General features: G+C 61.0%; 24 protein-coding genes. 10 read left to right on the plus strand and 14 right to left on the minus strand.

Annotated elements, in window-relative coordinates; translation table 11 throughout:
- The 11 genes from NKI15_RS03130 to NKI15_RS03180 all read right to left on the minus strand — a co-directional run bounded on the left by NKI15_RS03130 (position 1) and on the right by NKI15_RS03180 (position 10,336).
- Positions 1-582, minus strand: a complete 582-nt coding sequence (locus tag NKI15_RS03130) for a cysteine dioxygenase family protein (RefSeq protein ID WP_352885718.1) — start codon at positions 580-582, stop codon at positions 1-3.
- On the minus strand, positions 566-1,777 hold the full coding sequence (gene metC, locus NKI15_RS03135) for a cystathionine beta-lyase (RefSeq protein WP_352885719.1): 1,212 nt from the start codon (positions 1,775-1,777) through the stop codon (positions 566-568). Before metC ends, NKI15_RS03130 begins: the two co-directional genes overlap by 17 nt.
- Before the next feature lie 448 nt (positions 1,778-2,225).
- Positions 2,226-3,167 (minus strand): ABC transporter permease, encoded by a 942-nt coding sequence (locus tag NKI15_RS03140; protein ID WP_352885720.1) that lies wholly within the window; start codon positions 3,165-3,167, stop codon positions 2,226-2,228.
- Positions 3,164-4,258: an ABC transporter permease gene (locus NKI15_RS03145; RefSeq protein ID WP_352885721.1), complete on the minus strand. Its 1,095-nt coding sequence runs from the start codon at positions 4,256-4,258 to the stop codon at positions 3,164-3,166. Before NKI15_RS03145 ends, NKI15_RS03140 begins: the two co-directional genes overlap by 4 nt.
- Positions 4,255-5,772 carry an ABC transporter ATP-binding protein gene (locus NKI15_RS03150; RefSeq protein ID WP_352885722.1) on the minus strand — a complete coding sequence of 506 codons (1,518 nt, stop codon included), beginning with the start codon at positions 5,770-5,772 and terminating at the stop codon, positions 4,255-4,257. The genes NKI15_RS03145 and NKI15_RS03150 overlap by 4 nt, the downstream gene beginning before the upstream one ends.
- Positions 5,773-5,861: 89 nt before the next feature.
- A complete protein-coding gene (locus tag NKI15_RS03155; protein WP_352885723.1) occupies positions 5,862-6,836 on the minus strand; it encodes a BMP family protein in 975 nt (324 codons plus the stop codon).
- Between the two features lie 121 nt (positions 6,837-6,957).
- Entirely contained in the window at positions 6,958-7,206 is a 249-nt protein-coding gene (locus NKI15_RS03160) for a hypothetical protein (protein ID WP_352885724.1), read from the minus strand.
- A 26-nt stretch (positions 7,207-7,232) separates the two neighbouring features.
- Positions 7,233-8,048, minus strand: a complete 816-nt coding sequence (locus NKI15_RS03165) for a hypothetical protein (RefSeq protein WP_352885725.1) — start codon at positions 8,046-8,048, stop codon at positions 7,233-7,235.
- Complete coding sequence (locus NKI15_RS03170) at positions 8,041-8,433, minus strand: hypothetical protein (RefSeq protein WP_352885726.1); 393 nt, start codon at positions 8,431-8,433, stop codon at positions 8,041-8,043. Before NKI15_RS03170 ends, NKI15_RS03165 begins: the two co-directional genes overlap by 8 nt.
- Positions 8,434-8,726: 293 nt before the next feature.
- Positions 8,727-9,920, minus strand: coding sequence for a hypothetical protein (locus NKI15_RS03175; RefSeq protein WP_352885727.1), 1,194 nt, complete (start codon positions 9,918-9,920; stop codon positions 8,727-8,729).
- The gene (locus NKI15_RS03180; RefSeq protein ID WP_352885728.1) at positions 9,881-10,336 is read right to left on the minus strand and encodes a hypothetical protein; all 456 of its coding nucleotides are present in this window, start codon (positions 10,334-10,336) and stop codon (positions 9,881-9,883) included. The genes NKI15_RS03175 and NKI15_RS03180 overlap by 40 nt, the downstream gene beginning before the upstream one ends.
- A 97-nt stretch (positions 10,337-10,433) precedes the next feature.
- Between NKI15_RS03180 and NKI15_RS03185 the strand changes: the two genes are divergently transcribed.
- The 3 genes from NKI15_RS03185 to NKI15_RS03195 all read left to right on the plus strand — a co-directional run bounded on the left by NKI15_RS03185 (position 10,434) and on the right by NKI15_RS03195 (position 12,283).
- A complete protein-coding gene (locus NKI15_RS03185; RefSeq protein WP_352885729.1) occupies positions 10,434-10,571 on the plus strand; it encodes a hypothetical protein in 138 nt (45 codons plus the stop codon).
- Between the two features lie 90 nt (positions 10,572-10,661).
- Positions 10,662-11,363, plus strand: a complete 702-nt coding sequence (locus tag NKI15_RS03190; protein WP_352885730.1) for a DUF1989 domain-containing protein — start codon at positions 10,662-10,664, stop codon at positions 11,361-11,363.
- A gap of 59 nt (positions 11,364-11,422) precedes the next feature.
- On the plus strand, positions 11,423-12,283 hold the full coding sequence (locus tag NKI15_RS03195) for a polysaccharide deacetylase family protein (protein ID WP_352885731.1): 861 nt from the start codon (positions 11,423-11,425) through the stop codon (positions 12,281-12,283).
- Here NKI15_RS03195 and NKI15_RS03200 read toward each other — a convergent pair.
- Entirely contained in the window at positions 12,262-13,179 is a 918-nt protein-coding gene (locus NKI15_RS03200) for a LysR family transcriptional regulator (RefSeq protein ID WP_352885732.1), read from the minus strand. The two genes, NKI15_RS03195 and NKI15_RS03200, sit on opposite strands and share 22 nt — an antisense overlap.
- A gap of 19 nt (positions 13,180-13,198) precedes the next feature.
- A complete protein-coding gene (locus NKI15_RS03205) occupies positions 13,199-14,302 on the minus strand; it encodes a GntR family transcriptional regulator (RefSeq protein ID WP_352885733.1) in 1,104 nt (367 codons plus the stop codon).
- Positions 14,303-14,341: 39 nt separating this feature from the next.
- On the opposite strand from NKI15_RS03205, the gene NKI15_RS03210 reads away from it, so the two are divergent.
- The gene (locus NKI15_RS03210) at positions 14,342-15,559 is read left to right on the plus strand and encodes an ABC transporter substrate-binding protein (protein ID WP_352885734.1); all 1,218 of its coding nucleotides are present in this window, start codon (positions 14,342-14,344) and stop codon (positions 15,557-15,559) included.
- A 78-nt stretch (positions 15,560-15,637) separates the two neighbouring features.
- On the opposite strand, the gene NKI15_RS03215 is transcribed toward NKI15_RS03210, so the two are convergent.
- Positions 15,638-16,300: an FMN-dependent NADH-azoreductase gene (locus tag NKI15_RS03215; RefSeq protein WP_352885735.1), complete on the minus strand. Its 663-nt coding sequence runs from the start codon at positions 16,298-16,300 to the stop codon at positions 15,638-15,640.
- A gap of 313 nt (positions 16,301-16,613) precedes the next feature.
- Between NKI15_RS03215 and trbB the strand changes: the two genes are divergently transcribed.
- The 6 genes from trbB to trbK-alt are packed head-to-tail and all read left to right on the plus strand — an operon-like array spanning position 16,614 to position 21,739.
- Positions 16,614-17,597 carry a P-type conjugative transfer ATPase TrbB gene (gene trbB, locus NKI15_RS03220; protein WP_352885736.1) on the plus strand — a complete coding sequence of 328 codons (984 nt, stop codon included), beginning with the start codon at positions 16,614-16,616 and terminating at the stop codon, positions 17,595-17,597.
- A complete protein-coding gene (locus tag NKI15_RS03225; RefSeq protein ID WP_352885737.1) occupies positions 17,594-17,926 on the plus strand; it encodes a TrbC/VirB2 family type IV secretion system protein in 333 nt (110 codons plus the stop codon). The genes trbB and NKI15_RS03225 overlap by 4 nt, the downstream gene beginning before the upstream one ends.
- Positions 17,926-18,207, plus strand: coding sequence for a VirB3 family type IV secretion system protein (locus NKI15_RS03230; protein ID WP_352885738.1), 282 nt, complete (start codon positions 17,926-17,928; stop codon positions 18,205-18,207). Before NKI15_RS03225 ends, NKI15_RS03230 begins: the two co-directional genes overlap by 1 nt.
- Positions 18,208-18,229: 22 nt before the next feature.
- Positions 18,230-20,686: a conjugal transfer protein TrbE gene (trbE, locus tag NKI15_RS03235; RefSeq protein ID WP_352885739.1), complete on the plus strand. Its 2,457-nt coding sequence runs from the start codon at positions 18,230-18,232 to the stop codon at positions 20,684-20,686.
- Entirely contained in the window at positions 20,683-21,444 is a 762-nt protein-coding gene (gene trbJ / locus NKI15_RS03240; protein ID WP_352885740.1) for a P-type conjugative transfer protein TrbJ, read from the plus strand. The genes trbE and trbJ overlap by 4 nt, the downstream gene beginning before the upstream one ends.
- A gap of 10 nt (positions 21,445-21,454) precedes the next feature.
- Positions 21,455-21,739, plus strand: a complete 285-nt coding sequence (trbK-alt, locus tag NKI15_RS03245; protein WP_352885741.1) for a putative entry exclusion protein TrbK-alt — start codon at positions 21,455-21,457, stop codon at positions 21,737-21,739.
- The last annotated feature ends 2 nt before the right edge of the window (positions 21,740-21,741 follow it).

The following is a 21,741-nucleotide window of genomic DNA, read 5'->3' on the forward strand; positions in this document are numbered from 1 at the left end:
TTACCGCCTGGTTGCGACCGCCATCTTCATTGGCCTTGCTTCACCCGCATCGATATCGAACATCAGACGTTGGGTGAGCGTTTCGAGCGCCTTGCCGTAGAAATGGAGATGCCTGATCGGCTGCTCTCCCCTGATTTCGACCGAATGGATGTCATCGGGAAGCAGGGCGATGCCGATGCCCGGTCTGACTTCGACTTCCTGGGTGATGCAAACAGTTGCCGGCCCGGCACTGCGACCGCCATCCGTGCGTTCATAGAGGATGTTGTGCTCGGCCCCTTCGACAGCAGCAATACAGGCCCATGTCGTGTGATTGTGTGGAGGGATCCGGTTTCCCGGACGCATGACATTGAGATACAGGGTGTAACTGTCGTCGGCATCTGAAGCGATCAGGTAGCGTGCCTGCCGCTCCGCTGCGTCTGGATCCGGATAAAGGTCGGAACTCCAGCGGCCAGGCAATCGCGCCACCTCCTCGATGACCTGCAGAACCTCGCTCAGGCTCTCCCTGTTTACACCCTTGCGCTCTATAGGCAGCCTGGCCTTGGCGACCAGGGCATCAATGGTACCGTCAGCGATCCTGGACATTGCGTTCCCTTTCCATCTGCGAATTGGCGGCGCGCAGGACATCAAGCCCGCGATGCAGATCGTTGATGAGATCATCCGGATCCTCGAGCCCGATATGAAGGCGCAGCAAAGGTCCGGTCCAGTGCGGTTGAGTGGCGGTACGCACCGGATTGGACGGAAGGACAAGGCTCTCGAAGCCGCCCCAGCTGGACCCGATTCCAAAAAGGTCCAGGGAGTCGATGAATGTGCGAACCGTATCGGATTCGGCTTCCATGAGTTCCATTCCCAACAGTCCGCTCGCACCGGAAAAGTCGCGACGCCAGAGCTTGTTGGATCCGCCGCTCCCTGATGCCGGGTAGAGAACGCGCCTGACGGCAGGGTGCTCACGCAGGTCAGCGACTACGAGCTTTGCGGTCTCCTGGTGCTGACGGAGCCTCGCCCCGAGGGACCGAAGGCCGCGCAAGGCCAGCCAGCATTCGTCCGGTCCGGCAAGAACGCCATGTTCAGCGGCCCAGTTTCTGATTTGAGGAAGATGGCTGTTGCGGGCAACGGCGACGCCCAGCATCGCATCCGAATGGCCCACGATGTATTTTGTAGCGGCATGGATTGCCACATGGGCGCCGAGTTTCAGCGGCTGATGGAAAAAGGGCGTAGCCCACGTGTTGTCGACGACGATTGCGACGTCGCGCGACTTGCATGCTGCGGCCAGGGCCGGAATGTCCTGGACCTCGAAAGTCAGACTTCCCGGGGACTCGCAGTATACGACCCGCGTCCGCGGGCGGATCAGTTCGCCAATGGATGAGCCAATTGCGGGGTCGTAAAAAGTGACATCGATCCCGCAGCGTCGCAATTCGTTTTCGCAAAATGCCCGCGCAGGAGCGTAGACGGTGTCCACGACCAGCAAATGGTCTCCGTGACCGAGCATCGATTTCAAAACGCCGGCGATAGCCGAAAGCCCGGACGGGTACAGGACAGCCCCGTCCCCGCTTTCACATTCGGCCATTGCCTCCTCGAAAGCGAAAGCAGTCTGCGTGCCATAGCGACCATAGCGCAATGCGCCGAACTTCCTGGCCCTCGAGCGCTCATACGATGCCAGGTCCGGGTAGAGAACGGTGGAAGCCCGGACAACGGGCGTGTTCACAACGCCGCCGAACTCCGAGGGGTGCCTGCCCGCCTGGACCAGGGTCGTGTCGCGTTTCCGTTTCGGGGATCGCATGATCTAGCCCACCGTCCTGAATGGCCGGACGCTGACACCTGGAGGGCTGGCAGCCAGAGATACCGGATGCCCACCGACTGCGCAGACCACCAAGGCCGGGACGGTGCCGGCCAGCAGGTCCATCACTCTTTGCAGCGTCTTAAGCAAAGCTCACTCCCATTTGTTGCACTATTTGCAACTGGATTGCATTATACGCAATCAGTCTTCGGCCTGTCAAGCCAGTCCGGCGAGTCCACGGATTTTCAGCCTCGCGGCCGAAACCAGAGATCGACGACCTCCTCACACACAAGGACCGCTATGGGGACGCGCGCGGAGGACGAGTTCGTGCGCCTGGTTTCCGATACCTCAGCGGCAATGGCCGCGCGCCGACATTTCGAGGCAACAAGGCCTCAGATAGCCGTCCGTAGAACCCGTCCAGGCTCGGGAAACGACCCTTGGAGGCAGGACCTCAGCGGGTTTCCCGATCGAATATCTTGCCGGTCGCCTCCGGCTGGGGTGTGCCTCCGTTGAACCAGACAAGGGCCACAAGGGAAGCAGCAAACGGCAATATCAAGAAGATCTGATAGGGAATATGCGGATTCGAAAACTGCAATTGAAGTTGCAGGGCATCGCAAAGCCCAAAGAAGAGCGCCGCCGCTACGGCGCCTACCGGGTGCCATCGTCCAAGGATGACCGCAGCCAGTGCAATAAAGCCTTTGCCGGCACTCATGCCCTCGGAGAACAGGTAGACCTGGCAGAGAACCAGGTGGCAGCCGCCAGCGGCGGCAAGCGCACCACTCAGCATCAGCGCGCCATAACGGACGGCCGTCACGTTGACCCCTGCGGAGTCGGCAGCCCGGGGGCTCTCACCTGCAGCTCGCAGCCGAAGACCGGCCTGGGTGCGATACATGCAGAACGCGACAAACACCGCGAGTATGGCAAGCAGATAGGCCAGCGGATCCTGTTTGAACAGCGCGGACCCGATCACCGGCAGATAGGAAAGGTAGGGTATGGCTAGGGCCTGAAATCCTGCAATATTGCCTGCGCCATCTGAAATGCCGAAGGTTATGCGCGCCATGAACGCTGTAAGGCCGGCGCAGAGCAGGTTGACTGCGATGCCGGCAACGAGCTGGTTGACAGCAAGGCTGACGCTGAGAACCGCAAGCAGCAGTCCTGCAACCATCCCCAACAGGACGCCGGCGGCCAGCCCCGCAACCGGCGAGCCGGTGAAGTAGGCGCCAGCGGCCGCACCGAAGGCACCCCAAAGCATCATGCCTTCAAGACCGACATTGTAGACGCCGCTGCGCTCGGCCAGGACCCCGCCCAGTGCTGCGAAGCCGATTGGAGTCGCCAGCCTCACGCCCGACGCCAGTATGACAGTCACCAGTCCGATATCGGGGAGGATGCTCATGATTCCTGTCCAGTCTTTTGAACACCGTTTCCGGCCAACGGCCCTGCCCTGAATCCGTAGACAAGGCCGCGGAAAGATTCCGTTTTCCAGGCGAGGCTTGCGGCAACGAAAATGACCACAAGGCCAACAATGGCATCCACCACGGTGCCTTCGACGCCGGCCGCCCGCTGCATCACGCTTGCGCCGGATTTGAGGCCCGCAAGGAACAGGGCCGATATCGGAGCCAGGGCCGGATTGGCATTGGCTATGAAGGCGGCAACAACGCCGTCGAAGCCGTACCCCGGGCTGAACAGATGAAAGAGCCGATATTTCAGGCCGAGCACCTCAATCCCGCCGGCGAGGCCAGCGAGCATGCCGCCCGCCGCCATGGAACCGATGATGTGGCGGTTGACCTGCAGGCCTGCATAGCGGGCGGCCGCAGGGCTTTTGCCGACAATGTCCAGTGCCAGACCTGCTGACGTGCGGGTGAACACAAAGGCGATCGCTGCGGCGGCGACGACACCGAAAATGATGCCAATATGCGCGTCAGTCTGTGGCATCAGGATCGGAAGGCGAAACGCCTCGGGAATTTCGTTCGAGTAGGGATACGGCGCGCCGTCGGCCATCATCGGGCCGCTGACCGCGAAGCTGACGATGTAGATGGCGATGTAATTCATGAGAAGCGTGACGATGACTTCGTTGATCCCCTTCCATGCTCGCAACAGACCAGCCACGCTCGCCCAGAGCGCGCCGCCAAGCATGGCGCACGAAATCGCCACCGGGATCGCCAGTGCGGATGGCATCGGGGGAAGGTTGAGCGCTGCCAGCGTGGCGAACAGGCCTCCCATGTAGATCTGGCCTTCACCACCAATGTTATAGATCCCGGCCCTCAACGGCAGGATCACGGCCAGCGAGGCAAGCAGGATCGGTGAGGCTTTCACGACTGTGTTGGACAGGCCCCAATAGTCAAAGAAAGCTTCATGGAAGAGCGCGGCATAGGCGGCCAAAGGGTCGGCGCCAGCGATCACGACAAGAACGGAACCCACCGCTAACGCTGCCAGGATGGCTGCTACGACCCGTAGACCAAGGAGTGCCTCGAAAAGGTTCGTCAATGTATTTCTCCCGCTGATATCCCCGACATCAGCATGCCGATGCGCTCGGCCGTGGCCTCATGGGGGAGAACCTCGCCTGTGATCCGACCCCGGTGCATCACAGCAATGCGGTCAGCTACCTCGGCGACATGCTCGAGTTCGGTCGAGATGTAGAGCACGGCAACGCCGCGATCGCGCTCTTCAAGGATCTTGCGCTGCACGAACTCAACAGCACCGACGTCAAGTCCCTTGGTCGCCTGCATGACAACCAGTATCTGAGGCGCTGCTTCCATCTCGCGGGCGAGAATGATCTTCTGCTGATTGCCACCTGAAAGTTCTCGCGCGGCCTGGCCTGAAGAGCGGGAACGCACGTCGTAGCGCTTCATCAGCTTGCGCGCTCCGCTGCTGACCAGGCGCATGTCGATCAGGCCGAAACGAGCAATGGGCTTGCGACGGAAGGAGCGCAGAACAAAATTGGTCGCTATCGAATGGTCGAGCACCAGACCGGTCCCATGCCGGTCCTCTGGCACATAGCCGATCCGCGCCCCTTGCATGCGCGCGGATACGCTAAGGGCGGTAATCTCCCTGCCGTCGGCGACAACGCGGCCCGATTCGAGCCGGCGGAGACCGCATATCACCTCAGCAAGTTCGCTCTGTCCATTTCCGTCGACGCCAGCAATCCCGAGCACCTCGCCCTGTCGTATGCTGAGCGAAATCCCGTCAAGTGCCGTCAGGCCCCGGTCGCTGCGCGCAACAAGATTTGTACATTCAAGGGCAACGCGCCCAGGTTCGGCTTGGCGCGGCAAACGGACTGGCTCGACATCCCTGCCGACCATCAGCTGCGACAGCTGTCGCATGTTGGTTTGCGAGATATCACGCTCGGCCACCACCCGGCCCTGGCGCATGACCGACACCGCATCGGCGACATGCATCACTTCATCGAGTTTGTGGGTAACGAACAGGATCGTCGTTCCGGCATCGCGCAATGCTCTGATGCGATCCAGAAAGGAGTCGATCTCGTTCGGCGCCAGCACGCTGGTGGGTTCGTCCAGCACCAGTATTTTCGCGCCCCTGTAGAGCATCTTGAGGATTTCCACACGCTGGCGCATGCCCATAGGCAACTTCCAGACCGGCTGATCCGGTTCGACAGCAAGTCCGTATTGTTCGCTCATCTCGGCAATTTGCGCCGAGTGCCGGCGAAGATTGAGGAGATTGTGGGGAGCTCCAAGACCGAGCACGATGTTTTCGGTGACCGTGAGTGCATTGGCCAGATGCATATGCTGGTGAATCATACCAACACCATTGGCGATGGCATCGGCCGGCGATTTCAAGGACACGGCCTTGCCGTCGATATGGATGCTGCCATCTGTAGGGCGGTACAGGCCGTACAGCACGTTCATCAGCGTCGTCTTGCCAGCTCCGTTCTCGCCAAGAATTGCCCGCGCCGTCCCGCGCTCGACTGAGAGGTGGATATCGTTCAACGCGCTGAAGTCGCCGAATCGTTTGTTGATCCGGTCAAGAACAAGATACGACAAGGGTTTCTTCCTCCGGTGTCCGCAGGATCTTCTCAAATGGCGATACGCGGTCCGATCGACGGGCCGCGTGTCGCGCACTGACCGGGTGGTCAGACGGGTTCGATGACGAGCTCGCCGGACTTGATTTTGGAGACCAGCGTCTCGACCTCGGCGACAACCGACGGCGCAATGTCGGGGCCAAAAGTACCAAGCCGCACCACATCGGCCTGATTGACGTCGTACTTGTAGTTCTTGCCCGTCAGTCCTTCAGTCTTGGCCATCGTCAGAAGTGAGACGATCAGCGCCTTCACATCGAGAATGGACGACTGCAACATGATGTCAGGCCACTTCGTGATCGCATCGTAGTAGAGGCCGAAAGCCTTCACGCGCTTTTCGCGTACTGCCTGCAACGAACCCTGCGTTGCGCTGTCCATGGTCGGCCATATGATATCGGCGCCCTGGCTGATCTGATTGAGTGCCGCTTCCTTCCCTTTGGCGACGTCGTCCCAGTCACCGGTCCACGTGGCAAAAACCTCGCCATCCGGTCGCGCCGCCTTGAACCCGGCTTCGAAGCCGGCCAGCGTGTCGTTGGTGAACTTGAATTTCTGTGCCTGGATCAGGCCGACCTTGCCGGTCTTGGAGATACGTCCGCCCAGGAAGCCCAACAGATATGCCGGCTGGCTGAAATAGAAGTCGGCGGTACTGACATTGTCCTTGGCGTGGAGTCCGTTGGTCACGATGAACCGGGTCTCCGTGAACCGGGCCGCGACCCGATCGATAGCGTCCTGGAACTCGCCGCCGTGACCGATCACGTGGGTAAAGCCGCGGCGCGCATAGTCCGAGAGGATCTCAACATGATCCGGTTGCGCGACCTTTTCGCTGTATGCGGTCTCGATCCCGAGCTTCTCGCCGGCGACCTTCATCGCCTCATAACCTGACTGGCTCCAGCCGTGATCGGTGATCGGGCCCGGCATGACGATCGCAGCCTTGAGTGTAGCGCCGGCTGCAAAACTGTTGCGTGCCAGCAAAAGGGCCGGTGCAGCCAGCACTGCTGTCCCGAGCAATCTGCGTCTGGTGATCTTCATTTTACATCTCCCTCCCAGGAATCGTGCAGGCAGAGCGACGTTCTGCCTCGCCGCTACTAATCGTGCACCTGGCCGGTTGCTCAAGTGAGCAGTTCTCAACCGGGGTTGAACGATCGGCGGTTCAGTCCTGTTGAGGTTTCTTCATCGGCAAGCTTTTCGACGTCTTGCAGGCCACCATGCGCCCCCAGGGTTCGGGTAGCGCGACCGAGCCGAACCGAATGATCACGTCAGAACTGAGTTCGGCCTCTCCTGCAGCGGCCGTCTTCGACATCGTCAAGTAAGTCGGCGGCGGCATCATCAACAGGGCCGGAGACGCTACGAAGCGTGCGGCGCTGCGCGATGGGCTGGAAACGCTCGCCGAGATGTTCATTTCAACGCCAAGGAGCGATCGAGGCGCTATGGAGTCGGTCCAACAAGCTGAACAAGGGAGGCCGGCACCGTCAACTCAAGCCCGCTGCATTTGCCAGGCTCAGCCAATCGGATACTGACCCAGCCATCGAAAGATTTCTTCTGAATCATACTTCCGTTAAGCGGATCGCCTCCGCAGGTTTTTGCAAGCGATGCGGCAGCGTCCGACCAACCGGGCCCAGGCTTGAAAACAATCTTCGGCGCCAATTCGGAACTAAAATCTGATTTTGTTCCAACAATCACCGCATAGCCGCCGAGTGTTAGAATGATGACGATGGTCAGGCCAAACAGGTTACCCTGCTGCTTCGTGAACGCGTTCCGAAGGGCGAGGAACTGACCCAGACTTGTGACACGTGCGATCAGGTCATTGGCGGCGACCCATTTCCTGAAAGCGAGCTCATAAAGGGGATCACCAGGTTGTGATCTGCCAAGATCGTCGACGGCTCCTTGGCGAAACCTAACGAGGTCGGCGATCGCTGGTGTTTGTGGCGAGAGAATATCTCGGGCGTGCTCGTTTATCTCCTTGGTAATGTCGTTTTCAGGCTCCTCCAAATCTGAGAAATAGAAAACGTTCGAGGTAAGCAACTGCACCATGATACCGATTGCGCGGAGGATCGCGATGAGGCCAGCCCCCCCGAGCAGGGCCGCAACTGTCAGCGCCTGGCCCTGAAGGGAAGCTAAACCGTTGATCGAGGCACCGGCGATGACCGCCCCCCCAACGGCGGCAAGGCTCGTCGCCAGCCACTTGACGGTGTCGCGCAAGTTGGCCTTTGCAGCGGCGTACGTATCAGCGGCATCACTCATTGCGATCGCCGGTCAATCTTATCTGCGCACCCATCCATTCCGGATTGCCAAGGGCGGAAAGAGCCTTGTTGAACTCTCCAATTTTCAGCGGCTCAGTGCCCTTCACATCAAATTGGAAGAGGGTTTCCTCGGGCGTAGCGATATACTGATCATACTGACCCCGTATCGCGTCCGCGAGCCCATTGGCGGACGCGACGTCGACCTCAATCGTTCTGGCCTTTCCGCCCGCGACGATAGACGCTGTCACGCCACCGGCTGGCCAGAGAATCGGAATGTCCGGCGCAGCGGTCTGCTTGGGTGGCGTTTGCGCGCCAATTGTAATCGATTCAGTGCCGCATTGGATGGTAACCGTGCCGTCGGTATTTGGCGTTACAGTTATGCTCATCAAAAGACCTCTCCGGGGGAGAATGCTCTACGTTAACTGTATATTCGTCGCTCGTCCTCTGCGACAACGAGAAATGATCACGATGAACAAATAGAAAATTTTTAGCACTGTCATACGAAACTAGAGTTCTTCGCGCCTCATCGCGCCCGCAGTGCCAGGAGAACTAGCGGACGGACCAAAACTGTTCACCCGACGAGCTTGAGGCGCGGCTGATCAAAGCTGGCGATTCGTGGCTGCGGGCGGCGATCACAGAATCGGCCTGAGGGAACATGATTGGAATACATTCGCCGACCTCACGCAGACACAGACATTGCGTCCGGGATCACGAGGCGGTCGAGCAACCAGTCCTTGTGGGCGGGGTTAGCAAGATCAAAGTCGTAGCTGCGCTTCTTGGCATCTCTGTAGTTCAGGATACGCTGACACAAAACGACCGGAACGCTCGCAGGCATCTTGGGCGAGGTATATTGCGACCGCCAGGGGCCGATCGGAAATGTTGGATTGTCGTTCATATAAACCACCCACGCGGCCTCGCAGGGAGCACCTGCAGAGACCGCCTTTGATAAGGCGCTCCACGTAGTAGCGTCGGTGTGATGGCCATAGACCGCGGGGGCGAACGATATCTTGACGTTAGGTGGCAGGATCTTGGCTGCCACCTCATCGGAGAAATCAATCATTGCCGATTCACCGGCCTCCGTCAGCCCACGACTCCAGCCCATGAAATAGTTCACGTTAAGCGGATCGGAAGGTTCGACATCAAGGAAGACCAAGACCTGAACCTGCTTCGCAAGCAAGGAAGCACCGAACGCAGCGATAACTGCCGCCGCGTTTCGAAGGCCGTCTTTGTAGCCTAACTGATCATCATTCTTGTTGACATGATTGGTCTGCCTAGCCAGCGGCAGTACCCTGATATGGTTTCGGTTGAAGAAATTCGACTCGTCCTGTGGCTGGTACTGAACGGGTGACTTGTTGCCTGGGCCTTTGAAGTAGCGCCCCCAAAACACCGGCGGTTCACCGAGGAGGGCGCTTGCGATTTGCAGGCAATCCTGCGTCGCGACGCGATCCTGATCGATGCCAACGCAATCCGATGTGTCTGCCAATTGACCAAACCGCCCTTCCGCAGCCGGTGACGAGTCGCTCTCCCGCCCAAGCGCGCCCAGACTTTTGAGACCCTCGTCCTGCGAAGCAGCGTGTGCGCGCTGGCGCGAGACGGCCTTCGCGGCAGAAGCGGAGGGCTTTTTTTCTGACTTTCTTTTGGCCATTCCTTTTGCTCCATTCCCGTTTGAAGTCGGCAACATGCCGAACCAAGCATACACAGCCGGTCCGCGAATGCCATCAACGTAACGTCTCAGGTTCCAATCGCAGGATACACGAAGTGGAAAGCCGCTGGAGGTCGGGCGCGAGGAGCGGAAACTTGAGCGTGCCCGCAGGAGCGAGTTATTTTCCAAACTCAAGAAGTTGGCTGCCGCAACCGCTGAAATGGAAGCCATACCCTTATCCTGCGAAACCTGCGATAAACGGCGTCAACTGCGCCGGCGCCGAACGGAGACTTGAAGCCAGCTTTGAATTCAGCTGTTGCCGATGCGCGGAAAATCGGCTTGACGGTTCCTACGCCCGGAAGCAGATGCTCGGGATTGATCTCAACATAAAAATCGGTCGCTACATCCGCGATGCCAAGGACGCCAAGACAATCCGCTTTGACGCCGTCTGTCGTCGAGCCGTCGTGCGTAATAGTGAGGCGTCTCAGATTTCTCGTGTCAACGTGTTGAAATGCGGTTGCAGCCAGAGCTTGCGTCTCGCCCTTCACCGCTTCATCCCACACCAGCAGCCGCTTGTCCGCGTCGTCTGCCTTGGCGCGTCCGGCCGTCAAAAGCGTCGGAAAAAACGAGTGCGCCTTCGATCGCATTGACTTTGAGCCCGATCCTTTTCAGGTGGTAGGAATGCAATATTCACTGCGCAGTGAATAATCACTGCCGACGACGGTGATCGGGAGCTTTCTGGATATGCCGGGCCTTGCCGTGCCGTCCGGTGTCGATTCCGATGGCCTGCCGACATCGGTGCGCCTGACAGCAGCCTCCGGTTCCGATGACGCCGTCCTTGCCGCCGGGCTCTGGGCGTCACCCTCTGCATCCCGCGATTAGTTTTTTGGCACCCCGGTTGAAATTATCCCATTCGTGCCCGCCGCAACGAAATGGCAAAGGTTGGTCACGATCTGAAGGAGCCGAAAAACGATGACAACCTCCCAGGCAGTGAGCGACCCAGGCGTTCCCGATGGCCGGAACGGCAGTTCCGTCAGCCCGATTTCGCCAGACGGAACTCCGATCCACGGACTTCTCTACGAAATCCCCGCGCGTGAGGCGCGCGCCGTCGTGGTGCGAGCAGGACAATCCCTCACCATCGTCAACACCCACGGCTCCCAGGTTTGCGATTTCTGGGCTTTCAACGCGGCAGACAGAAATGAATTTCTCTCAATGCCGCATCAGCACGCTGTATCGAGCGGGGTGAGGCTGCTGCAGGGAGATGCGCTGGTAAGCAATGCACGCCGGCCACTCATGACCCTGATCGAGGATACGTCGCCGGGCGTTCACGATACCGTTGTCGCTGCATGCGACGTGCATCGCTATCGCCAGCTTGGTGCACATGGCTATCACGACAACTGCACAGACAATCTGAAGCAGGCTCTGCTGGCGATCGGCCGTCACCCATCCGGCGTGCCTGCGCCGTTGAACATCTGGATGAATACACCGGTCGCCGCTGACGGTTCGATCTCCTGGCTCGCTCCGGTCTCTTCAAAAGGGGACCGATTTGTTCTTCGTGCTGAAATGGACGTGGTCGCCGTCATGTCAGCGTGTCCGCAGGACATGGTTCCGATCAATGGCGCAGACCAGATGCCGCACGGCCTGTCATTCCTCGTAGCAGAGCCACGTCGATGATCATGAACCCCATTCCGTGGCCGAACGGTGCCCGGTGCGCCTGCTCGATATCATTCGACATGGATGCCGATAGCCTGATCCACATCGCCAGACCGCGCGATGGCTTCAACCGGCTCTATCCAATCACCATGGGCCGCTATGGACCCACAGTCGCATTGCCGCGGATTCTGGAGACCTACCGGCGCCTTGGTCTGAAGCAATCCTTCTTCATACCGGCCTGGACCATGCAGCAATATCCGGATGCGCTGGAAGCAATCCTCCGCGACGGCCATGAGGTCGGACATCATGGTTTCCTGCACGAGGACCCGACCACTATTTCGCAGCCGGAACAGCGCCACTGGTTCGAGCGGGCTCTTGAGGTCCACAAGCGCATGACCGGAAAGAGCCCGTCAGGTTACCGGGCGCCGGTCTACAATGTCACCCAGGGTACAGTCGACCTGCTTGTCGAACATGGATTTCGCTACGATTCATCACTCATGGCCGATGACATTCCCTATGTCATGCAAACCGCTGCCGGAGAGCTGTTTGAAGTGCCACCTCATTGGGGCAACGACGACTGGCCAGCGTTCGCGCATTTCGAGGAGATCGGCTACATGATGCCCGTGCGTTCCCCTTCCATCGGCCTGTCTGCCTTCTTCGAGGAGTTCGAGGCCCACTACGAAGCCGGCGGTCTCTGGATGCCGGTCTGGCATCCGTTCCTGACTGGCCGCTTGGCGCGATGGCGGCTGGTCGAAAAGTTCCTCAAGAAAATACTGTCCACGCACAAGGTCTGGTTTGCTCCGCTGCGTGACATTGTGGAGCATGTCGAGACGTTCCGACGCGGCGGCGGACACGTGCGTGTCGAGCACCTGCCTTACTATGACAGGCCGGTCATGCTGATGAACGAGGACATCCGTCGTCAGGCGGCGAGCCCGCTGTAGGTGCTTCCGAACTCGCTTGCCTCGCTGCGCAGCCAGTCGGTGAATTTGCCTATTGCTCGCTTGGTCTTGCGCGTTGGCACATAGGCAATCCGATAGCTGAAGCCCTTCAGATCCGGCCCGTCCAATCGCACAAGGCGGCCATCCTGTATGCCTTCCGACACCATGACGCTGGAGCACAAAAGAGGTCCGAAGCTGCGCTCCATGGCGTGGAGTGCCAGGCTTTCTTCATTGATCCAGGATAGCCGATAATCCTCATCAGGCTTGCCGGCGGCGCGAAGCCATTTTGCCCAGGTCGGACAATCGATCGACCTGTTGTGCCATTTGTAGGTGAGCAGGGGTCCCGGCCGGTAGTCTTCAATCCTCGAGGAGGCAACCGAACCTGGCCCGGTCGCTACCGTGGGGTGGTAGACATCGTCCAGAAGCGGCAGGGAATAAAGCTCATCACCTGCCGGCATGCCGTACCTGATGGCGACGTCCGTGTTGGCTGTTCGCAGATCCACCAGTGCATCCGATCCCTCGACATTCACGCCCAGTTCCGGAAAGGCCCGCGTAAAGCGTGACAGCCGTGGCATCAGCCAGCGCTCTGCAAATGCGCGCGTTGTCGTGACGGTGAGCGTGTCGCCTGAGCTGTTCTCCTCCAGTTCCTCAAAAGCCTCGGCGAAGCGATCGAAACCTTCCCGCAATGCCGGAAAGAGCCTCTCGCCGAGCAACGTCAGGGTAACGGCTCGCGGCGTGCGTTCGAACAGCTTCTGCCCGATCTGGTCTTCGAGGTGGCGGATCTGGTGTGAGACGGCGGTCACTGTAACGCAAAGTTCCGACGCGGCCGCCGTGAAGCTGCGATTCCTGGCCGCGGCCTCGAAGGCGCGAATTGCGTTGAGGGGTGGAAGCTTGCGCATGGCGGTCTCCGTTCTCCGGTTAGACGATTCGCTGCAAATACGGCGCCACCTCGGGCTCCGGCAGGACCGATAGGACCTTAAGCCGGTCGAGCGTGCGACGGCTCTCCTGGCGAAGATGTGCTGAATGACAGGCGGCTGCAGCCTCGAACTCGCCTGCAAGCAGGTTATCGATGACTGTCATGTGCTCGGTGAAGGTGGCGTCGTCCCTGTAGATCCCTATGAATTCGGCGAACAGACCGTCCACGATCATCGGCAGGCGACAACTGCGCAAGATCAACCTGATGCGGTTGTTGTCGTAGTGTCGCAAGCAGGAGATGTGGAGATCCTGCTCGATGCGTTCGATGTCGGCCCGAGGTAACTTTCCCTGATGTGCCCTTGCCCGGGCAATCGTGTCACGCATTGCGACCAGTTCGCCGGTCTCCAGACTGGGCGCGGACTGCTTGAGCGCATGCGGTTCCAGCAATATGCGAAGCTCGCGGTCCTCCGCAACAGCCCGCGCGGTCACCGGCCCTACCAGCCATGGCGAGTGATGGTCCTTCTCTACAAGCCCGGCTTCGCGAAGACGCCACAGCACCTCTCGGGCTACCAGACGGCTGACACCGTAGCTGTCGGCGAGCCTTTGCTCGTCGATGCGGTAGTGGCCAAAGGCGATGGCAACCATGATAGCCGCCTCAACATCGGCAATGATCTGGTCAGCTGCGGCCTTTCCATTTGTCGTCGCTGGACCTTGAAGCGCGAAATCCTCGCCCGACAGATCGCGCCGTATCGGAACGGAGCCCGGAGCACTGCCGCCAACCACAAAGCCGCGACCGTCGAAGCGTTCAATGGCGCCTTGATCAGCGATTGCCGTCAGAGCCTTGCGTATTGTGGCGCGGCTCGTCTCGAAGATGAGGGAAATCGAGCCTTCAAGAAGGACCAGCCCCGGCTCGAGCAAGCCGTTTTCGATCGCAGCTGAAATTTGTGACGTGCAGCGCCTGTAGAGCGAGGCGGTTTCGTTCTCGCTCTCAGAAACAGATGATTGCATAGGCCTGTCGCAGTTCCAGTGACCAGCCGCGCGCGGCTGAAATGAGATGCAAGGCAGGTGAAAATCGTCGCATAAAAAATGATGCTTGTAAACAAACATCGTTTTATGCAGGATCAAGGCTGACCAAACGAGACCGCCATGATTGATCCGGGCAAGAGCCTGTCGCGCCCAGCCGTCCACACAAGGACCCGCGTCCTCAGAGTGCTGGGCACTGCATCGACGGTGCTCGAGCCCATTCTGACCGGTGCCAACGCCGACCTTGGCTTCAAGGTCGAGGGCAAGGTTCTGGACGGCAACGTGGCCCACCAGGTCGGTGTGATCGCGCCGGAAAGTTTCGACATCTATGACCAGTGGTTTCACAATCTGGAGTTCGTTTGGACAGCGCATTCGATCCAGCCCATTCAGCTGGAGCGCATAGCCAGGTGGAAGGACATCGGCAAAGTCGCGCTCGTCGGTAGGGCCGACGCCGACCTGCCGCCAGTGCCGGGAGGCGCGCCCAACCGGTTGCTTTTCGTGCAGGGTGACGGACGTCTGTCCGACAATCCGACCGAGCGGATCAGCATGCTGCCTCTAAGCCACTGTGCCGACAGTTTTGGTTATCGACGTGATCTGCTGCCGGATGGCGCAAACGTCGAGAATGAGAGCTGGGCCTGGCTGCTCGATCCGTCCTGGAAGCGCGTCACTCTTCAGAACAACGCATCCATTGGCGCCATCGATGCAGTGCTTGCGGTGCGTGCCGCCGGCCTCGTCGACTTCAAAGACCCCGGCAACCTGTCGATCGAGGAGATCGACCGTTTGATGGGCGTGCTCATGGCACTGCGCAAGCGTGGGCATTTCTCAGGCTTCTGGGAAACACAGGCGCAGTCGGCCGATTTGTTTTCCAATGGCCGGACACGCATCGGCAGCATCTGGTCCTCGGCCCTGGTCCTGCCGGCACTACGCGGCATTGACATCAGAACTGCAGCCCCAAAAGAGGGATATCGTGGCTGGTTTGGCGGGATGTCGCTTTCGCGTCATGCCGATGGCTACGCTCTCGACATGGCATATGAGTATCTGAACTGGTGGATGGACGGTTGGCCAGCTGCAGTCGTTGCGCGCCACGGATACTACTTCTCGGCACTCGAACCGGTTCGCAGTCATCTCACCAGCACTGAATGGGACTACTGGTATGGAGGTCTGCCTGCAGCAGAAGATCTGCCGGGTCCCTTCGGCGACCCCGTTGTCAGGCGGGGCAGCGTCCGCGAGGGTGGCTCCTATCAGGAGCGCATCTCAAAGGTCGCGATCTGGAATGCCGTGATGGACGAGCACAATTACCTGGTCAGACGCTGGCATGATTTCTTGAACTTTCGCCATTGAACCTGCGCTGGTTCATCCGTTTGGCAGCAGCTCCCAGGGAAGCGTGGAACCGCCTCCCCGGGAGCCTTTGCGGATCGGCTACGCGGCCTGTCGGAGACTGGAAACAAGCGAGTTGGCCAAGGCCCTGGCTTTAATTTCGGCGGCTTCGACAGAGTTTGCCCGGCGCTCGCCGCCGAACTCTTCAAATTCCGCCGAAATCGTGTGGATGCTGGAAGCGCCGAGGTAGTGCGAGCATGCCGAGATGCCCATGTCCAGCGCATTCATATGCTGCCTTACGCCCCCGTCGAATCCAAACTCGCCGCGCGACGACACCACGACAAGTGTCTTGCCACTCAAAATAGGCTCGATTGGAAAGTCGCCACGCGCCAGGTCAAACGAGAACGTCCGACCAATTCTTGCTATCTGGTCGAACCAGGCCTTGAGAGCGGCCGGCATATTGTAGTTGTACATGGGCGCGCCCAACACAATCACCTCGGCTCGTTCAATTTCGTCGATGAGCTCATCCGAATAGGCAAGAGTCTGTTTCATCGCATCGCTGCGCGCTTCGGGCTTGGTGAAGGCTGCCGCTATCCAGTCCTGTGTCATGAATGGTGGTGGATTGATCCCAATATCCCGATAGATGACTTCGTCCTGCCCGCGCTCGGCGAGCCAGGCGTCCACGAATATCCTGCCAAGCCTACGGGAATGCGATCGAGCGAGCCGCGCGCTGGAGTCGATATGCAGTATCGTGCGCCTGTTCATTTCCGGTAGCCCCTTGTAGCGAGAAGATGCCCGCAACTAGCCCGTTCCCTTGTCGGGCGCAAAATCGAACTCCTCAAGCATGCATGAATCGAGCTCAACTGCTTTCGGCCGCAGCAGAAATTCCTATCGCGGCATGCCGCTATCGGGACCCGCAGCCTGGCCCGCTCGCGACCAGGTCCACCCGCCGGCCGCCTGTCTTTGCACGCCAGGCTACGACGCCACATAGTTGTTGTTGCCAGCTCCTGTTTCCTGCCCTTTCTGATCATCCCCGAGCCAAAGCCGCATTTGCGGTTCATGGGCGAAAGGGGACGACATGGCGGGCTTTCACCAGCAATCCGAGGCGATCATTCGCGGCGCGCGCATGCTGCGCACAGCGCTTGGTCCGGCAATAGCCGGGTTTCTCGAAGATCCAGAAATCGTCGAGGTGATGCTCAACCCCGATGGGCTGCTATGGGTCGACCGTCTTTCCCAGGGGCTCGCCTTCACGGGCGAGCAGCTGTCGTTTGCCGATGGCGAGCGCATCGTTCGTCTCGTCGCCCACCATGTCGGTGCCGAAGTCCATTCCGGCCGCCCACGCGTTTCGGCCGAACTGCCCGAAACCGGAGAGCGGTTCGAGGGGCTGCTGCCGCCTGTCGTCGCGGGCCCGACCTTCGCGATCCGCAAGCCGGCAGTCGCCGTCTTCACTCTTGGCGATTATGTGGCCGCCGGCATCATGACGGCCGAGCAGGCCGAACTGCTGCGCGCGGCCGTCATCGCCCGCAAGAATATCCTCGTCGCCGGCGGCACGTCTACCGGCAAGACCACGCTCACCAACGCACTGCTGGCTGAGGTCGCCAAGACCGGGGACCGGGTGGTGCTCATCGAAGACACTCGCGAGCTGCAATGCGCTGCACCGAACCTTGTGGCGCTGCGCACCAAGGACGGCATTGCCTCGCTTTCCGACCTCGTGCGCTCGTCGCTTCGCCTGCGCCCCGACCGCATTCCGATCGGCGAGGTCCGCGGCGCCGAGGCGCTGGATCTGCTCAAGGCATGGGGCACTGGCCATCCTGGCGGCATCGGCACCATTCACGCCGGCAGCGCGCTGGGTGCGCTGCGCCGCATGGATCAACTCATCCAGGAGGCTGTCGTCACCGTGCCGCGCGCACTGATCGCCGAGACCATTGATCTGGTGGCCGTACTTTCCGGTCGCGGCTCGCACCGACGCCTTGCCGAACTCGCCCGCGTCGAGGGGCTGGACCGGACCGGCGACTACGCCCTCACCCCCGCAACACTCGAGATCCAAGGAGACCGCCCATGATCCGCCCTGCCTTCAATATTCCCCGTCACATCGCGACCGCAGCCTTCGCCAGCTTCGCCACGCTGCTGTTGCCGCCTTGCGCCAAGGCGGCGGGCTCCTCGATGCCCTGGGAAGCGCCCCTCCAGTCGATCCTCGAATCCGTCGAAGGACCTGTCGCCAAGATCATGGCGGTGATCATCATCATCGTCACCGGGCTGACGCTGGCCTTCGGTGACACTTCGGGCGGTTTTCGCCGCCTGATCCAGATCGTGTTCGGCTTGAGCATCGCCTTCGCGGCCAGCTCCTTCTTCCTGTCCTTCTTTTCGTTCGGCGGCGGAGCGCTCATCTGATGGCGGGCATTCTTGACACTGGCAGCGACGTCCCAGGCTTCACCGCCCCCGTCCACCGCGCACTGACCGACCACATCCTGCTCGGCGGCGCGCCGCGCTCGGTCGCAATCCTGAACGGGACGCTGGCCGCAGCGCTTGGCCTTGGCCTGCGGCTCTGGCTGGTCGGCCTGATGCTTTGGGCGATAGGCCATTTCGCAGCCGTGTGGGCGGCGAAGCGCGACCCAATGTTCGTCGATGTGGTGCGCAGGCATCTGCGCATACCCGGCCATTTGCACGTCTGAGAGAGATGGATCGGAGCCCGCCATGATGAACCTCACCGAATATCGCCGCACGCCTTCTCACCTGGCCGACTTCCTGCCTTGGGCCGCTCTCGTCGGTGAAGGCGTTGTCCTGAACAAGGACGGTTCCTTTCAGAGGACCGCACGTTTCCGCGGCCCCGATCTTGAGTCCTCGGTGCCTGCCGAACTCGTCGCTGTAGCCGGCCGCCTCAACAATGCCTTCCGCCGGCTCGGCTCTGGCTGGGCAATCTTCGTCGAGGCGGCCAGGTTGACAGCACAGCGTTATCCCGAGAGCCAATTTCCCGACGCGGCATCCGCCCTCGTCGACGCCGAACGCAAGGCCGAGTTCGAGGAAGAAGGCGCGCACTACGAGTCCAGCTACTACCTGACCTTCGTCTATCTGCCGCCGGCCGAGGACGCCGCGCGGGCCGAGGGCTGGCTCTATGAGGGCAAGGCACAGAGCGGCGTCGACGCCCGCGCAATACTGCGCGGCTTCATCGACCGCACAGACCGGGTGCTTCAGCTCGTCGAAAGCTTCATGCCCGAATGCGCCTGGATCGATGACGCCGACACACTGACCTACCTGCACTCGACGGTCTCGACGAAGCGCCATCGGGTGCGCGTGCCCGAGACCCCGATGTATCTCGACGCGCTGCTTGCGGATGAACCGCTGACCGGCGGCCTTAAGCCGCAGCTCGGCCAAGCCCACCTGCGCTTGCTGACCATCGTCGGATTTCCGGCCTCGACGACACCTGGCATCCTCGATGAGCTGAACCGGCTCGCCTTTCCGTATCGCTGGTCGACCCGCGCAATCCTGCTCGACAAGACCGATGCCACGAAGCTGCTCACGAAAATTCGCCGGCAATGGTTCGCCAAGCGCAAGTCGATCGCAGCAATCCTGAAGGAAGTCATGACAAACGAGGCGTCGACGCTGATCGACAGCGATGCGGCCAACAAGGCGGTCGATGCCGATCTCGCGCTGCAGGAACTTGGCTCCGACCTGATCGGGCAAGCCTATGTCACGGCAAGCGTCGTCGTTTGGGATGACGATCCACGCATCGCCCAAGAGAAACTGCGCCTTGTCGGCAAGGTGATCCAGGGCCGCGACTTCACCGCCATGACCGAGTCCATCAACGCGGTCGATGCCTGGCTAGGATCCCTGCCCGGCCATGTCTACGCCAATGTTCGGCAGCCGCCGATCTCAACACTCAATCTCGCCCACATGATCCCGCTCTCAGCGGTGTGGGCGGGGCCGGAACGGGACGAGCATTTAGCGGCCCCCCCTCTGCTGTTCGGCAAGACCGAAGGCTCGACACCGTTCCGGTTTTCTCTTCATGTCGGCGATGTCGGCCACACCCTTGTCGTCGGCCCGACCGGCGCCGGCAAGTCGGTGCTTCTTGCGCTGATGGCCCTGCAGTTCCGGCGCTACGAACACGCGCAGGTCTTTGCCTTCGACTTCGGCGGTTCGATCCGCGCCGCCGCGCTGGCCATGGGCGGAGATTGGCATGACCTCGGTGGCGACCTGACCGATGGTGCCGCGGGCTCAGTCTCACTCCAGCCGCTCGCCCGTATCCATCACACACCCGAGCGCGCTTGGGCTGCCGACTGGATCGTGGCGATCCTGATGCGCGAGAGCGTCGCTGTCACGCCGGAGGTGAAAGAGCATCTGTGGTCGGCGTTGACCTCGCTTGCGTCGGCCCCGGTGGCGGAACGAACGCTGACGGGCCTCTCCGTGTTGCTGCAATCATCGGCCCTGAAGCAGGCGCTTCGACCCTATTGTGTCGGTGGACCCTACGGCCGGCTGCTCGACGCCGAAACGGAGCGGCTCGGCGAGGCCTCGGTCCAGGCCTTCGAGACCGAAGGGCTGATCGGCACCGGCGCTGAGGCCGCCGCGCTCTCCTATCTGTTCCACCGCATCGAGGACCGTCTCGACGGACGGCCGACGTTGCTCATCGTCGATGAGGGTTGGCTTGCATTGGACGATGAGGGATTTGCCGCCCAGCTCCGCGAGTGGCTGAAGACGCTGCGCAAGAAGAACGCCAGCGTTGTCTTCGCCACGCAGTCGCTCTCCGACATCGATGGCTCGGCGATTGCGCCCGCGATCATCGAGAGCTGCCAGACGCGCCTTCTCTTGCCCAACGAGCGGGCGATCGAGCCGCAGATCACCGCGATCTACCGGCGCTTCGGCCTCAACGACCGCCAGATCGAGATCCTCGCCCGAGCCGTCCCCAAGCGCGACTATTACTGCCAGAGCCGCCGCGGCAACCGCCTGTTCGAACTTGGGCTCGGCGACGTCGCGCTGGCCTTCACCGCCACGTCGTCCAAGAGCGACCAGGCAGCGATCGAGCGCGTCCTCGCTGAGCACGGCCGAGACGGCTTTGTACCGGCCTGGCTGCGCGCCCGCGGCGTCGCCTGGGCGGTCGACCTCATTCCCGATCTCACCAACTTCAGTCCCCAAAACCAGCCGGAGCCACAATCATGAAGACCCGTTCCCGTTCGCTCGCTATCTGCATGGCGGCAGCTTTCGTGACAGCACCCGCGGCACTTTCGCCGATGGTCGCGACATCCGCTTATGCCTTCATCGTCTTCGATCCGACGAACTACGCGCAGAATGTCCTTCAGGCCGCCCGTGCACTGGAGCAGGTCACCAATCAGATCACCTCGCTTCAGAACGAAGCGCAGATGTTGATCAACCAGGCCCGCAACCTCGCGAGCCTGCCCTATTCCGCGCTCCAGCAGTTGCAGCAATCCGTACAACGGACGCAGCAGCTCCTCTCCCAGGCGCAGAACATCGCCTTCGACGTGCAGCAGATCGACCGCGCCTTCCAGACGACCTACGGCAATGCCTCGCTTTCGGCTTCGGACCAGCAGCTGATCGCTGGCGCTCGCGAGCGCTGGCAGAACACCGTCGGCGGCCTCCAAGACGCCATGCGTGTCCAGGCCACCGTCGTCGGCAACATCGACACCAACCGGACGCAGATGTCCGCCCTCATCGGGCAGAGCCAGGGCGCCACCGGCGCGCTGCAGGCGGCGCAGGCCGGCAACCAGCTGCTCGGCCTTCAGGCGCAGCAGCTTGCCGACCTCACTGCCGTGGTTGCCGCGAACGGCCGGGCACAGGCGCTTCAATCAGCGGAACAAGCAGCGGCTGCCGAACAGGGTCGCGAGCAGCGCCGCCGCTTCCTGACGCCGGGCGCCGGCTACCAGCCGGGCAACGCCCGCATGTTCCAGAACGGCAACTGAGGACAGCGCCATGGACGCAAAGATGCTCGCGCGGCTGGGCGCATTCGTGTTCGTCGCGGTCGCCGCCGCGGCGGCCGCGTTCGAATTGACCCGCAAGGGGGATCGCTCCCCAATCTTGTCGGTAGGCCCAAGTGTAGCTCCCAGCACCGAAGCGCTGCGCTACCAGCTGAGCCGGTGCCAGCAGCTTGGCGAAGCGGGCACACGCGATCCGGCCTGTCTGCGCGCCTGGGCCGAGAGCCGCCGTCGCTTCCTCACGCCTGCGCCGCCGGCGATCGATCGGCCGCAGGTCCGATAGCA

This window comes from Mesorhizobium sp. M0862 (assembly GCF_040319795.1).
Taxonomy (GTDB): Bacteria; Pseudomonadota; Alphaproteobacteria; order Rhizobiales; family Rhizobiaceae; genus Mesorhizobium.